Source organism: Kitasatospora sp. NPDC057595, assembly GCF_042800875.1.
Lineage (GTDB): Bacteria > Actinomycetota > Actinomycetes > Streptomycetales > Streptomycetaceae > Kitasatospora.
On sequence record NZ_JBHVGL010000011.1, the window covers coordinates 16,225 to 29,587 of the forward strand.

Consider the following 13,363-nt stretch of genomic DNA (forward strand, 5'->3'; position numbering starts at 1 on the left):
GGCGTGTCCGGTGCGCCGGGCCCGAGGCCGAGCGGGAGCAGCAGGGCGCGGCCGAGCAGCCCGACCGCGCCGTCCAGCGCCGTGCCGAACGCCGCGGCCGCCGCGGGGCGCCCGCGCAGCTCCCAGAGCACCTGCACCGAACCCCAGGCGGCCTCCCGGGCGGTGTCGACCGACCAGGCCCCGAAGCGGTGGGTCAGCGGCTCGAACCGCTCCAGGACGTCCGGGCCCGGCATCAGCTGCTCCCGGACGGCCGTCTCCGCCTCCGCCAGCAGGTCGTTGATCCGGTGGTAGTCCTCCGCGAGGTGCTCCGGCTCCCGGCCGAGCCGCCGGCAGGTGTCGACGACGGCGAGCGGCAGGTCGTGCTGGATGTGGGCGGTCATCCCGGCCAGCGCGAACTGCACCGGGTGCAGGTCCGGGTGCGCGCGCAGCTCGAACAGCGGCCGCCAGCAGGCCGGTGGCCGCCGTCGCGCCGCGACCGCGTCCACGGCCAGCAGGTAGCGCCCGGCGAACACCGTGTCGAGCACGGCCATCGCGGACGGGTCGGCGAAGCAACCCAGCCGGGAGCGCACGGTCTCCGTGACGGTGAGGTACATCCGGTTGAACACCGCCACCCCGTCGGAGGGCGGCAGCCCGGCGCCGATCGCCCGCAACCGGCGGACCACCGCGTCGATCCCGTGCGCCGCCGCCGCGGTCCTCGTGGACACCCTGACCATGCCTCACCCTCCGGCGTCGATCGTGCACTGATCGCATCATCGTGGCACGCCGGGCCGGTGGATCCCGGGTGGTCGGATCGGCCCGTCGGGCCCGGGCCTTCGGGGCACCGGCTCGTCCCCGGGCCGCCGCTCAGGGTTCCCAGCGGATCGCCATGGCGGCGGCGTCGTCGGCGAGGCCGGTGGGGGAGACCCAGGAGGCGACGTCGGCGAGCAGCGCGTCCAGCAGGTCGTCCGGGGTGGCGGCGGGCAGACCGGGGAGGCGGGCCGGGAGGGGGTAGAAGACGTCCACCGCGTTGCGGGCCTCGGAGACCCCGTCGGTGTAGAGGAGCAGCAGGTCGCCGGGGTGCGGATGGACGGGGTCGGCGTGGTAGCCGCCGTCGCCGGCGAGGCCCAGCAGACCCAGCGGCGGGGCGTGCCGGGCGGGGGCGAGCTCGGTGACACGACCGGCGCGGCGCAGCAGGGGGTGCGGATGGCCGCAGTTCACCAGCCGGGCCGTGCCGTCCCGGTCCACGGCGAGCAGCAGCGCGGTCACGAACCGCCCGTCGGCCGGGCGGTCGCTCACCGCGGCGTCGAGCCGTTCGGCGAGCCGGGCGAGGTCCGGCTCGGTGCGGGCCGCGGTGCGGAAGGCGCCGAGCACGTCCGCCGCCGTCTCGACGGCGGCCAGGCCGTGGCCCTGGACGTCCCCGAGCAGGACCCGGATCCCGTACGGGGTGTCCGCCACCTCGTACAGGTCGCCGCCGATCCGCGCCTCGGCGGCGGCCGCGACGTACCGGACGGCGATCCGCAGCGGGCCGACCCGCTCGGGCGGCGGGCGCAGCAGGGCACGCTGGGCGGCCTCGGCGACGGTCCGGACATGGAACAGCTCGCGTTCGCGGGCGGCGATCAGCACGACGTTGGCGGCGCTGGCGAGGGTCGCGGCGGTGATGGTGATCAGCGAGGCGAGGTGGACGGTGTCGGGCAGGTGGCTGTTCTCCTCCTCCAGCAGCCCGGCCACGAGGATGGCGGCGACCCCGGTGGCGAGCGGCACCCGGGCCCGCCGGGTGGTGGCGCCGACCAGGACGGGCGCCACGGCGAGGACGGGGGAGAGGGTGGTGCCCGGCCCGGTGAGCAGGTCCGCCAACACGGCCCCGACGAGCAGCAGGAAGGCGCCGAGCAGCAGCCGCCTGGTCCGCCGGGGCAGCGGCGGCAGCGGAACCTCGCCGTCCTCGGACCCGCCGGCGCCCACGGCCACGCCCTCGCCTCCTGCCCGTTCGCCCGCTGCGGAACCCCTTCGTCCACTCTCCACCGACCCGCACCCCACCGGCATCCCGGCGCCCGCCGGGACGGTCAGGCCCCGGCCGGTTCCCAGTCCGGTTCGCGGTCGGCGTCGACCCGGGCGAGGCAGGGCCGCCCCCGGCCGCCGAGCGCGGCGTGGCCGAGCAGCGCGGGCGCCCCGGACTCCAGGGCCCGCACGGTGTCGCGCAGCATCGCGGTGACCGACTCCCACCGCGGCACGTCGGGCAGCCAGGTCTCGTGGTCCCAGAGCAGGACGGCTCCGTAGCCGTCGCCCGGCCGCAGGTCGACGACCAGCCCGTCCCCGCCGCCGTCGTCGGCGACCGGCAGCAGCGCGGGGTGGAAGCGCGGCTCGGGCCGCCCGTCCGCGTCCACGCCCGGCGGGCCCTCCTGCTCGGCGACGAGCAGCCAGGTCGCGTGCGTCTCCAGGGCGTCCCCGAGGGAGGCCGGGGCGAACCCGCCGGGCAGCCACGGGCTCGCGGGCACCCCGGGCAGGCGCCACCAGGCGCGGAGGTCGGCGGGCAGCTCCAGGCGGTGGCGGGCCTCGAACGCGTCGAGTGCCGCGCCGTCGGCCGCCGGCCGCTCGGGCGCCCAGGCCGTGTGCGCGGCGAGCCAGGCCGTGATGCGGGCGGACAGGGCGGGGACGTCGTGATCCACGGGTGCCATGGCCCGCAGTCTGCCGGACGCCCCCGACAGGGCGGTGTGCGGAGGACGTAGGGTGGCGGGCGAGATGAGACGTAGGAGTACCGCGCCGGCCTCGCCGCTTCCCCAGCGGTTCGGGGTGGATCCGGTGCATCTGCGGCTGCCCCTGACGGGCGGGCCGTGGGCGACGGTGGGGGCGTACCTGGCGCAGCGGCTGCCGGCGGTGGCGGCCGAGCGGGTGGACGCGCTGCTGCGGGCCGGCGGGGTGGTCGGGGAGGACGGGCGGGCCGTCCACGCGGCGGAGCCGTTCCGGCCGGGGACGCACCTGTGGTTCTACCGGGAGCTGCCGCCGGAGGTGCCGGTCCCGTTCCAGCTGGAGGTGCTGCACCACGACGAGCACCTGGTGGTCGTCGACAAGCCGCACTTCCTGGCCACCACCCCGCGCGGGCGGCACGTCGTGGAGACGGCGCTCTCCCGGCTGCGGCACGCGCTGGAGCTGCCCGCGCTGAGCCCGGCGCACCGGCTGGACCGGCTGACGGCGGGGCTGGCGATGTTCGTGGTCCGGCCGCAGGACCGGGGCGCCTACCAGACGCTGTTCCGGGACCGGCTGGTCCGCAAGGAGTACCGGGCGGTGGCGGCGTACGACCCGGCGGTGGAGCTGCCCCGCACGGTGCGCAGCCACATCGTGAAGGAGCGCGGCCAGATCGCCGCGCGCGAACTCGACGAGGCGCCGAACAGCGAGAGCCGGATCGAGCTGCTGGAGCAGCGCGACGGGCTGGGCCGCTACCTGCTGCGGCCGTCCACGGGGCGCACCCACCAGCTGCGGTTGCACATGAGCGGGCTGGGCCTGCCGATCCTGGGCGACCCGGTGTACCCGGTGGTGCTGCCGGAGCCGGCCCCGGACGACTTCCGCCGCCCGCTGCAACTGCTGTCCGCGGTGATGGAGTTCACCGATCCGCTGACCGGCCGTCCGCGCCGCTTCGAGAGCCGCCGGACGCTGGCGGCCTGGGCGGACGGCGGGTGGGAGCAGCACCGGCCGGCCACCGACGGAACGTAACCCCGTCGGCTACCGCCCCGGCGGCAGCTCCAGCTCGAACCAGACCACCTTCCCCTCCGGGGTGCGCCGGCTGCCCCAGCGGTGGGCGAGCTCGTTCACCAGGTGGATGCCGCGCCCGCCCTCGTCCTCCTCGTGGGCGCGCCCGATCCGCGGGGTGGTGATGTCCCGGTCGGCCACCTCCACGGTGAGCATGCGGTTGCAGAACAGCCGCAGCTGGGTGGGCGATCCGGCGTGCACCAGGGCGTTGGTGATCAGTTCGCTGGTGAGCAGTTCGGCGCAGTCGGCGAGCGGGGACAGCCCCCAGGCGGTGAGCGTCTCCCGGGTGAAGCGGCGCGAGTGGGCGACCATCGCGTGGTCGCCGCCGAGTGCCAGGGTGGCGATCCGGTCCGAACCGGCGGGCCGGGCCTGCGCCATGATGACGGCGATGTCGTCCTCGCTGGTGCGGCCGGTGAGTTCGGTGAGCACCGCGTCGCAGGTCTGCTCCAGCGTGGGGCGGCGGTCGGCGACGGTGCGGCAGAGCAGTTGCAGCCCCTCGTCGAGGTCACGGCCGCGCCGTTCGACCAGGCCGTCGGTGTAGACGGTCAGGATGCCCTCCTCGGGGAGGGTGAACTCGACGCTCTCGAAGGGGACTCCGCCGACCCCGAGCGGCGCGCCGGGCGGCAGCTCGACCAGGTGGGCGTTGCCCTCGGTGTCGGACACCACCGGCGGCAGGTGGCCCGCGCAGGCGGCGGTGCAGTGCCGGCCGACGGGGTCGTACACCACGCAGATGCAGGTGGCGAACTGGCCCTCACCGAGTGCGGTGGTGGCCTCGTCCAAGCGCTGCAGGACCCGGTCGGGGGCGATCTCCAGGGTGATCAGGGTCCGTGCCACGGTGCGCAGTTGGCCCATCGTCGCGGCGGCCCGGATGCCGTGGCCCATCACGTCGCCGACCACCAGCGCGACCCGGCCGGCGGAGAGCGGCACCACGTCGAACCAGTCGCCGCCGACCTCGCTGACCACACTGCTCGGCAGGTACCGGTAGGCGAGGTCGAGCCCCAGCGTGCGGTGGATCTCCTGCGGCAGCAGGCTGCGCTGCAGGGTGAGCGCGGTCTCCCGCTCCCGGCGGTAGAGCCGGCCGTTGTCGATGGCCAGCGCGGTGCGGGCGACCAGCTCCTCGGCCAGCGCGCGGTCCGCCGGGCCGAACGGCAGCGGATTGCGGCTGCGGACGAACTCCGCGCCGCCGAGCACCAGTCCGCGCGCCAGCAGCGGCACCATCAGGTACGAGTGCACCCCGGCCTCCAGGCTCGGCTGCACCCGGTCCGGCGAGGCCACGATCCGGCGCAGCGCCGCCTCGTCCACCTCCGGGACCAGGATCGACCGGCCGGTGCGCAGGCTCTGCGCGTACATCTGCGCCGACTGCGAGGTCTCCCCGATCGCGTCGGCCGCGTCCGCCATGGCACCGTGCTCGTCCAGCTCGCCGACCGCCACCGCCCGCATCAGCACGGAGCCGTCGGCCGGCACGGGCGCCGGGTCCTCGCCGTCGAGCACCGCCTCGCGCAGGTCGACGGTGACGAAGTCGGCGAAGCGCGGGATCACCACGTCGACCAGCTCCCGGGCGGTGCGGTACAGGTCGAGGGTGGTGCCGATCCTTCCCGACGCCTCGTTGAGCAGCGACAGCCGCTGCTGCGCGGCCCGCGCCTCGTCCAGCGCCCGCTGCCGGGCGGCGGCCGCGTCCCGCTCCCGGGTGAAGAGCAGCGCGTTGTCGATCGACACGGCCGCCCGTACCGCCAGCTCCCCGGCCAGTGTCAGGTCGTCCTCCTCGTAGGGGCGGTCCACCACGGTCCGGTAGAAGGCGGCCAGGCCGACCGGCGAGCCGCGCGCGATCAGCGGCACCACCATCAACGAGCGGACGTTCTGCTCGTGCACCGCCGCCGCGCGCACCGGGTCGTCCCGGAACCAGGCCAGCCCGGCCTCGTCCATCCGCGGCACCAGCACCGGGGCGCGGTGGGTGAGCGCCCAGGCGTAGGGGGTGGAGGCGACGAAGCGGTGCACCCCGCCGGTCCGGTCGATCGGGCGCAGGGTCGAGTGCGGCGCCGCGTGGAAGGCCATCCGCCGCAGCAGCGCAGAACCGTCCTTGGACGTCCGGGCCTCGGGCTCGCCGCGCACCAGGTCGTCCAGCACCTCGACGACCACCGTGTCGGCCAGCCTGGGCGTCGCCACCTCGGCCAGCTCCTGGGCGGTCTGGGCGAGGTCGAGCGTGGTGCCGATCCGGGCGGAGGCCGTGTTCACGACCGCCAGGCGCTCCTGCGCGGCCTTCGCCTCGCGCAGTGCCTGCTGCCGGTCCAGCACCGTCTGGTGCTGGCGCAGGTACAGCCGGGCGTTGTCGATGGCCACCGCGGCCCGGGAGGCCAGCTCGTCACCGAGCGTGATGTCGGCCTCGGCGAAGGACTCCCGCGCGCCGCGCCGGGAGAAGACGATCATGCCGAGCGTGGTGCCGCGCGCCACCAGCGGGGTGATCCGCACCGAGCGCGGCCGGTCGCCGAGGAAGGCCTGCCGGCCGCTCTCGGTGATCGCCTCGCTCAGCGGCGGCAACTCCCAGGACGGCACCACCACCGTCCGCCCGGAGACCAGCGCCCGAGCGTACGGGGAGTCCGGCGCCACCTCGTAGACCGCGTCCACCGGCAGCGCCTCCGCCGGGTAGAGCGGGTCGGCGGTGGCCAGCGCCAGCCGGCGCACCTGCAGCGGGGCGGTGGGCTCCAGCGGCTCGACGTCCCGGCCGGCGGCCAGCGCCTCCAGGGCGAAGACGCCGCTGATGTCGGCCACCTCCGGCACCATCGCGTCGGCCAGCTCCCGGGCGGTCTGCCGCAGGTCCAGGGTGGTGCCGATCGAGGCGGTGGCCTCGACCAGCAGGGTGAGCCGCCGCTGCGCCCGGGCGGCCCTGGTCTCGGCCTGGAAGCGCTCGGTGACGTCGACGACGGTCGAGCTCACCCCGAGCACGTGTCCGCCCTTGTCCTCCAGCCGGAAGTAGGAGGCCGACCAGGCGTGGTCGTGCATCGGGTCGCCCGGGGTGCGGCCGTACGAGCGGGCGTCCACCACCGGTTCGCCGGTCTCCAGCACCCGGCGCATCACGTCCTCGCTCTCCGCGCCGTTGATGCCGGGCAGCAGCTCGGTCAGCCGGCGGCCGAGGTGCTGCTCCACCGACAGCCCGTTGATCCTCGCCAGCGCCTCGTTGAGCCGGACGAAGGCGAGGTCGGTGTCGTACACGCTCATGCCGACCGGGGCCTGGGTGAAGAAGCCGTCCAGCACGGCCAGGTCGGACTGGATCCGGCGCAGCGTGGTCACGTCCGAGGCCACCGCCAGCACCAGCGGGCGGCCGCCCGGCCCGGCGATCGGATGGGTGCGGAACTCCAGGTTGACGTCGTGCCCGTCGCGGTGGCGCACCGGGAAGACGCCGGACCAGCGGCGGCCGTCCAGGATCTCCTGGAACAGCTCCAGCACCTCCGGGCGCCGCTCGTCGGTGACCAGCAGCTGCGCGGCCCGCGCGCCGACCGCCTCCTCGGCGGAGTAGCCGAGCAGGGCCTCGGCGTCGCCGCTCCAGTGCAGGATCCGGCCGTCGGCCTCGATCAGGGCGGTGGCGATCGGCACCATCAGCAGGGCCTCCGGGCCGTCGGGACGTCCGGGCCCGGCGGCCTCGCGCCGCTCATGCCGTCTGTTCACCATGCTCGGTCACCATGGCCGGAACCGCCCGGAGATCGTCGCCACCAGCCCTGCCATCTTCCCACGGGCCCCGTCACCCCCGCTCGGCGCACGGGCGGGCCGGCCCCCCTAGGCGGTCTGCAGGGCGCGCAGCAGCTGGACGCCGGGGGCGTCGACCGAGCGGCGGGTGTTGGCCAGCACGATCACCCCGACCTGCCGTTCCGGGTCGAAGGCCGTGAAGGAGCGGTAGCCGCCGGTGCCGCCGTTGTGCCAGATCTGCAGGTGGCCGCCCTGCCGGGCGTGCAGGCGGTGGCCCAGCCAGCCGAGGTGCGTCCAGGCGAAGGGGTTGACCCGGTGCCGCACCTCGCGGGTCAGCGCGATCGCCGGGGCGAGCGGCGAGTCGCCGTCGGTGCCGTCGCGGCCGTCGGTGCCCCCGACGCCGGCCGCCAGCTGGGCCCGCAGGAAGACGGCCAGGTCGGCGGCGGTGGACTTGAGCGCGCCCGCCCCCGCGAGGCCTGCGAGGTCCCAGCCCGGCACCGGGCGCCCGCCCGCCGTGTGGCCGGGGGCGAGCCGGGCCGTCTGCGCCGGGTCGGGCGCGAGCACGGTGTCGGTGAGCCCGAGCGGCTCGCAGACCTCCCGCCGGACCAGCTCCCCGTAGCCGACGCCGGCCCGGTGCGCGAGGGCGAGGCCGAGCAGTCCGGCGCCGAGGTTGGAGTAGCGGAAGCCGCGGCCGGGCGCGGTCCGCGCCTTGGTCCGGCCGAGGCTGCCGAGCAGCCACTCGGGGGTGCAGTGCGCGTAGGGGTCGGGCTTGTTGGGGGTGAGCAGGGAGGACAGCAGCATCCCGGCGGGCAGCCGGGGCAGGCCGGAGCTGTGGGTCGCCAGGTGGCGCAGGGTGATCGGCTCGGGGCCCTTGCCGGGGAAGGCGGCACCGGCCGGGAGCGCGTCGGCGAACAGGTCCGCGAGCGGCTCGTCCAGCGCGACGGTGCCCGCCAGGGTCAGCCGGGCGAGCACGAGCGAGGTGAACACCTTGGTGATCGAGCCGATCTCGAACAGCGTGTCCGGACCGGGCCGCCCGCCGGCGGGTCCGGGGCCGGTGCGTCCGGCGCCGCGGATCTCCACCGTGCCGCGGGCGAGGCCGGCGACCACCGCGCCGACCTGCTGGCCGGCGAGGCGGTCGGCGGTCTGCTGGACGAGGCTGCCGAGATCGTTCATGGCCCCGAGCCTAGGGTCGGCGCCGGGCCGCGTCGTCCACCGGGGCGACGATTCTCGGCGGGACCCCGCTCGTCCCCCGGAGGTACGGGAGGACGAGCGGGGTCCCGGCCGGGGCGCGCCCTGGCTCAGCAGCTCAGGTTGTTGCCCGGCACGGTGCCGATCAGCTGGGTGAAGCGCTGGTAGGCGTTGATCCGGCTCTGCACCTGGGCGGGGTTGCCGCCGTTGCACTCCAGCGAGCCGTTGATGCTGCGGATGGTCTCACCGAAGCCGTAGCCGTTGACGATCGCGTTGTGCGGGGTCATGGTGCCCGGCCCGTTCTGGGTGTTCCAGTACCAGAGCGCGGTCTTCCAGGCGACGGCCGGGTCGGTCTGCACCAGGTTGGGGTTGCGCAGCAGGTCGATGCCCAGGGCGTCGCCGGCGGCCTTGTAGTTGTAGTTCCAGCTCAGCTGGATCGGCCCGCGCCCGTAGTACGCGGCCTGGCCGGCCGGGCAGCCGTACGACTGCGCGGGGTCGCAGTAGTGCGGGTAGTTGGCGGTGTTCTGCTCGACCACGTACACCAGCGCGCCGGTCTCGTGGTTGACGTTCGCGAGGAAGGCCGCGGCCTCCTGCTTGCGGACGGTGTCGGTGCCGGTGGCCGCGAAGGCGGGGTAGGCGGCGAGGGCGTCGATCAGGCCCTGGTAGGTGTAGAAGGGGTTCCGGTTCGGGAACATCTGGTCGAACTGGGCCTGGCTGACCGGGAATCCGCCGGGGTTGGGGTTGCCGGTGGAGGTCGGCGTGACGGTCGGCGTGACGGTCGGGGTCGGGGTCGTCGTCGGGCCGGTGCCGCAGACGCCCTGGTCGGACCAGACGCCGGAGCCGCCGGTGCTCGGCGGCTCGTTCTGGGTCCACCACTTGGCGAGCCAGTTGTGGCCGTTGTAGGAGACGGCGGCGCCGCCGGTGTAGACGGCCGAGGAGTTCCAGGGCGTGCCGCAGACGGCGGCGCTGGCGTTGGCCGCGGGCAGCAGCAGGATCACCGCCAGCGCCGTGGCGACGGCGGAGAGCAGTGCGAGCAGGCGTTTCGTGGACACTTGATCACCCCTTGTGCGGTGTGGGGCCGCACGGTCGTGGAGGTAGGGACGTCGGGGCAGGGGAGCCGGGGCCCCGCGGGGTGGGGGCACGTCGTGGGGGACGGGCCGACCGGGGTGCGGGCCGGTGCGGGGCTGACCCAGACTCAAGCGGAATGGTCTAGACCTGTCAAGGGGTTTCGGGCAGAACGCGTGCGGTGGGGGAGGTGTGAACGAACGTGACCGGGCCCGCCGCGGTGGTGCTGTCATGGCCAGGTCTCTCCATCTGGAAGGATGGCGGGGTGGACGAGACCTCCGACCCCGCTGCCCGGTCCGGCCCGGGCGCGCCGATCCGCTCGGGCATCCCGGAGCACGGCAGGGTGCCCAAGTACTACGCCGTCAAGGGCCAGTTGGAGGCCCTGATCGACGAACTCGGCGAGGACGGCGTGCTGCCGACCGAGCGCGAGCTCGCGGCCCGCTTCGAGGTGGCCCGCGAAACGCTCCGGCAGGCACTGCGCGACCTGCTGATCCAGGGCCGGATCCGGCGGCGCGGGCGCAGCACGGTGGTGGCCGGCCCCAAGCTGGAGCAGCCGCTCTCGCTGGCCAGTTACACCGAGGGTGTGCGCCGCCAGGGCCGGGTCCCCGGCCGGACGCTGATCGGGCTGGAGCGGCTCGGCGCGGACCCCCAGCTGGCCGGCCAGTTGCGGATCGCCCCGGGCGAGCCGGTCTGGCACCTGGAGCGCGTCCTGCTCGCGGACGGCGAGCGGGTGGGCCTGGAGAGCACCTATCTGGCGGTCGGTCGGGTCCCGGCGCTGGACGTGGAGTTCGACCCCGCCTCCTCGCTGTACGCCTACCTCGCCGAGCGGGCGGGCATCGGCTTCGGCGCCGCCGACGAGCGGATCGAGACCGTGCTGGCCACCCCGCGCGAGGCCCTGTTGATCGGCACCCCGCCGGCGCTGCCGATGCTGCTGCTGCACCGGCTGACCCGGGACGCCGAGGACCGGCCGGTGGAGCGGGTGCGCTCGCTCTACCGGGGCGACCGCTTCAGCTTCACCACCCGTCTCGAAGCGGACTGACCCGTCTCGAAACGGGCCGGCCGCCCGCCCGGCGCCTGTCGCGCCGGGCTCTTGATCTCGCTCTTTATCTCGAATGGGTAACGGGTCTGGACCGAATTCGGGCGTTGTTCACACCCGGGTCGGAAACCGGGCCACCCCCGTCCATCCGTCGCTCCGACCGTAGTCACCGCCCCCTTCGGCGCCATGACGCAGTATCAGGAGGACGACGTGACCCCGCAGACCCCCGCCGCCCCCGGCCTCTCCCGCCGCGGCCTGCTCCTCGGCACCGCCGCCGCGCTCGCCGCCGGCCCGCTCGCCGCCACCGCCGCCACCGCCCGCGCGGCCACCGCCACCACCGCGGCGGCCGACGGCCGGACCCCGAAGGTCCTGCTGATCGGCCTCGACGGCACCATGCTCAACCGGATCAAGGACGCCGGCGCCCCCAGCCTGACCGCCCTGATGGCCGGCGGCCTCACCGCGGCGAGCAGCCTCTACGCCAACCCGATGGCCGGCACCCTCTCCGGCCCCGGCTGGTCGACCATCGCCACCGGCGTCTGGCCGGACAAGCACAACGTCAAGGACAACAACTTCACCGCGCCCAACCTCGCGGCCTACCCGGACTTCCTGACCCGGGTCGAGACCGCCGCGCCCGCGCTCTCCACCTACGTGGTCGCCTCCTGGGCGCCGATCGCCAACACCATCTGCTCCGGCAAGGTCGACACCCGGATCGCCACCCCGTCCGCCGAGTACGACACCGGCACCACCTCCCGGGCGGTCGCCAGGCTGCGCGACGAGAACCCCGACGTGGTCTTCGTCCACCTCGACAACGTCGACAACGCCGGCCACAGCAGCGGCTCCGCCAGTCAGGCCTACCTGACCGCGATCCGCGGCGTGGACGCCCAGGTCGGCCAGATCGTCGCCGCCGTGCGCGGCCGTGCCACGTACGCCCAGGAGGACTGGCTGATCATGGTCACCGCCGACCACGGCCACACCCCGACCGGCGGCCACGGCGGCTCCACCTGGGAGGAGCGGCAGACCTTCGTGATCGCCAACGGCTCGGCGTTCCCGGCCGGGTCGGTCCGCCACGACGTGCGCATGGTGGACATCGCGCCCACCGCCCTGGCCCACCTCGGCATCACCGCCGACCCGGCCTGGAACCTCGACGGCACCCCGATCCCGGACCTCGTGCCCGATGAGTTCGACGCGCTGCGCCCGCAGCTGACCGGCCGGGTCGACGAGAGCGGCATCGCGGCCGGCGTGCTCGGCTTCACCCACACCCCGCCGGCCGGCTGGTCGATCGACAACTCCGCGATGGGCACCGGCGGCGTCACCGAGTGGCGCGGCTGGTCGTTCACCACCGACGAGTTCTGGACGAAGGCCGAGCGCGACCAGAACCGCGAGCTGAACGTCCGCTCCCGCAACGTCTTCGCCGTCGCGGACTCCGACGAGTGGGCCGACCGGACCTTCAAGGGCAACTACGACACCACCCTGGTCAGCCCGGAGTACCCGGTGGCCGGGCGCCCCACCGTCCCGGTCGCCTTCACCACCTTCTACCGGCCCGAGGGCGCGCAGACCGCCCGGGTGCTCGCCGTCTGGGACGGCGGCACGCCGGTCGAGGTGAAGAGCTTCACCGGCGACACCAACGGCCGCCAGCGGCTCGACCTGGCCGTCCCGGCGGGCGCGAGCCGGCTGCGGCTGCGCTTCCGGTACACCGGCAGCAACAACTGGTACTGGGTGCTGGACAACGTCCGGGTCGGCTGACCCGCGCCGGAGCCCGCGCTAGGACGGGGCGAGCGCGGCCCGCAGCCGCCCGGCGACCAGCGCCGCGCCCGCCTCGTCCGGGTACGCCCGGCGCGGCCAGAAGAAGCCGCGCAGCCCGTCCTTCGGGTTGCGCGGCACCACGTGCACATGCAGGTGCGGCACCGACTGGCTGATCCGGTTGTTCGCCGCGACGAAGCTGCCCGCCGCGCCCAGTCCCTGCTCCACCGCCGCCGCCACCCGCTGCACCCGCAGGAAGAACGGGCCCACCTGCGCCGCCGGCAGGTCCGCCAGGGTCCGGTGGTGGGCGCGCGGCACCACCAGCACATGGCCGGGGAAGAGCGGCCGGCGGTCCAGGAAGGCCACCGCGGCCTCGTCGTCCAGCACCCGGTGCGCGGGCTCGGTGCCCGCCACCACCGCACAGAAGACGCAGTCCATCCGTCCATTCAACCGGCCGCCCGGGGCCCCGGCATCCGCTCGGCGCGAGGGCGCCGGGAGGTCACCCGAGCGGACCCCGAGCGGGTGCGGGCCCCGGCCGCCGGGGGGCACCGTGCAGGTGGGGCGCGCGGCGCGTCCCGTCGACGAGGAGGTGGCCCGGATGGCGGGCAAGTTCGAGGTGTACGAGGACGCCGGAGGCAAGTACCGGTTCCGGCTCAAGGCGGGCAACGGCGAGATCGTCGCGACCGGCCAGGGTTACGCGAGCAAGGATGCCGCCCACAAGGGCGTCGAGGCCGTCCAGCGGGCGGCGGACGGCGCGAGCGTGGTGGACGTGAAGTCCAAGGCCGCGGCCTGAGGGCCGGGGCACGGGGAGCGGGCGCCCCGGGTCCGGGCGCCCCCACCCCCCCCCCCCCCGCGCCCCCGACACGGATCGGGATAGCACGGCCGCCCGCTCGTTTCGCGCGAAAGCCACGATTGTCAGCGCCGGGGCCCCCCCGT

At 75.3% G+C, this 13,363-nt stretch carries 10 protein-coding genes and 1 pseudogene; 4 read left to right on the forward strand and 7 right to left on the reverse strand.

What is annotated here, in order from left to right:
• Positions 1–44: 44 nt before the first annotated feature.
• The 3 genes and pseudogenes from ACFU9E_RS18090 to ACFU9E_RS18100 form a co-directional block, all read right to left on the reverse strand.
• Positions 45–713 (reverse strand): annotated as a pseudogene (locus ACFU9E_RS18090) (DUF5995 family protein); the annotation flags it as partial.
• Positions 714–843: 130 nt separating this feature from the next.
• Positions 844–1,944 carry a PP2C family protein-serine/threonine phosphatase gene (locus tag ACFU9E_RS18095; RefSeq protein ID WP_380684338.1) on the reverse strand — a complete coding sequence of 367 codons (1,101 nt, stop codon included), beginning with the start codon at positions 1,942–1,944 and terminating at the stop codon, positions 844–846.
• Between the two features lie 95 nt (positions 1,945–2,039).
• Positions 2,040–2,651: an SMI1/KNR4 family protein gene (locus tag ACFU9E_RS18100; RefSeq protein ID WP_380684337.1), complete on the reverse strand. Its 612-nt coding sequence runs from the start codon at positions 2,649–2,651 to the stop codon at positions 2,040–2,042.
• A 64-nt stretch (positions 2,652–2,715) separates the two neighbouring features.
• On the opposite strand from ACFU9E_RS18100, the gene ACFU9E_RS18105 reads away from it, so the two are divergent.
• Positions 2,716–3,684 carry a pseudouridine synthase gene (locus ACFU9E_RS18105; RefSeq protein WP_380684336.1) on the forward strand — a complete coding sequence of 323 codons (969 nt, stop codon included), beginning with the start codon at positions 2,716–2,718 and terminating at the stop codon, positions 3,682–3,684.
• A gap of 9 nt (positions 3,685–3,693) precedes the next feature.
• Here ACFU9E_RS18105 and ACFU9E_RS18110 read toward each other — a convergent pair whose 3' ends face one another.
• The 3 genes from ACFU9E_RS18110 to ACFU9E_RS18120 all read right to left on the reverse strand — a co-directional run bounded on the left by ACFU9E_RS18110 (position 3,694) and on the right by ACFU9E_RS18120 (position 9,638).
• Entirely contained in the window at positions 3,694–7,383 is a 3,690-nt protein-coding gene (locus tag ACFU9E_RS18110) for a SpoIIE family protein phosphatase (protein ID WP_380684335.1), read from the reverse strand.
• 105 nt (positions 7,384–7,488) lie between these two features.
• A complete protein-coding gene (locus ACFU9E_RS18115) occupies positions 7,489–8,571 on the reverse strand; it encodes a serine hydrolase domain-containing protein (RefSeq protein WP_380684334.1) in 1,083 nt (360 codons plus the stop codon).
• Between the two features lie 125 nt (positions 8,572–8,696).
• Positions 8,697–9,638 carry a glycoside hydrolase family 19 protein gene (locus tag ACFU9E_RS18120; RefSeq protein ID WP_380684333.1) on the reverse strand — a complete coding sequence of 314 codons (942 nt, stop codon included), beginning with the start codon at positions 9,636–9,638 and terminating at the stop codon, positions 8,697–8,699.
• A gap of 278 nt (positions 9,639–9,916) precedes the next feature.
• Between ACFU9E_RS18120 and ACFU9E_RS18125 the strand changes: the two genes are divergently transcribed.
• Both ACFU9E_RS18125 and ACFU9E_RS18130 read left to right on the forward strand, forming a co-directional pair.
• Positions 9,917–10,690, forward strand: coding sequence for a GntR family transcriptional regulator (locus ACFU9E_RS18125; RefSeq protein WP_380684332.1), 774 nt, complete (start codon positions 9,917–9,919; stop codon positions 10,688–10,690).
• 183 nt (positions 10,691–10,873) lie between these two features.
• Complete coding sequence (locus tag ACFU9E_RS18130; protein ID WP_380684331.1) at positions 10,874–12,430, forward strand: alkaline phosphatase family protein; 1,557 nt, start codon at positions 10,874–10,876, stop codon at positions 12,428–12,430.
• A gap of 18 nt (positions 12,431–12,448) precedes the next feature.
• Here the strand turns inward: ACFU9E_RS18130 and ACFU9E_RS18135 are convergent, their stop codons facing one another.
• Complete coding sequence (locus ACFU9E_RS18135; protein ID WP_380684330.1) at positions 12,449–12,865, reverse strand: HIT family protein; 417 nt, start codon at positions 12,863–12,865, stop codon at positions 12,449–12,451.
• Between the two features lie 160 nt (positions 12,866–13,025).
• Here ACFU9E_RS18135 and ACFU9E_RS18140 point away from each other — a divergent pair, with 160 nt between their 5' ends.
• Positions 13,026–13,220: a DUF1508 domain-containing protein gene (locus ACFU9E_RS18140; protein WP_355365617.1), complete on the forward strand. Its 195-nt coding sequence runs from the start codon at positions 13,026–13,028 to the stop codon at positions 13,218–13,220.
• The last annotated feature ends 143 nt before the right edge of the window (positions 13,221–13,363 follow it).

Excerpts from the sequence above, each read along its gene's own strand:
- ACFU9E_RS18100 (WP_380684337.1), bottom strand. The coding sequence starts at position 2,651 with ATGGCACCCGTGGATCACGACGTCCCCGCCCTGTCCGCCCGCATCACG.
- ACFU9E_RS18105 (WP_380684336.1), top strand. The coding sequence starts at position 2,716 with ATGAGACGTAGGAGTACCGCGCCGGCCTCGCCGCTTCCCCAGCGGTTC.
- ACFU9E_RS18110 (WP_380684335.1), bottom strand. The coding sequence starts at position 7,383 with ATGGTGAACAGACGGCATGAGCGGCGCGAGGCCGCCGGGCCCGGACGT.
- ACFU9E_RS18115 (WP_380684334.1), bottom strand. The coding sequence starts at position 8,571 with ATGAACGATCTCGGCAGCCTCGTCCAGCAGACCGCCGACCGCCTCGCC.
- ACFU9E_RS18130 (WP_380684331.1), top strand. The coding sequence starts at position 10,874 with ATGACGCAGTATCAGGAGGACGACGTGACCCCGCAGACCCCCGCCGCC.
- ACFU9E_RS18135 (WP_380684330.1), bottom strand. The coding sequence starts at position 12,865 with ATGGACTGCGTCTTCTGTGCGGTGGTGGCGGGCACCGAGCCCGCGCAC.
- ACFU9E_RS18140 (WP_355365617.1), top strand. The coding sequence starts at position 13,026 with ATGGCGGGCAAGTTCGAGGTGTACGAGGACGCCGGAGGCAAGTACCGG.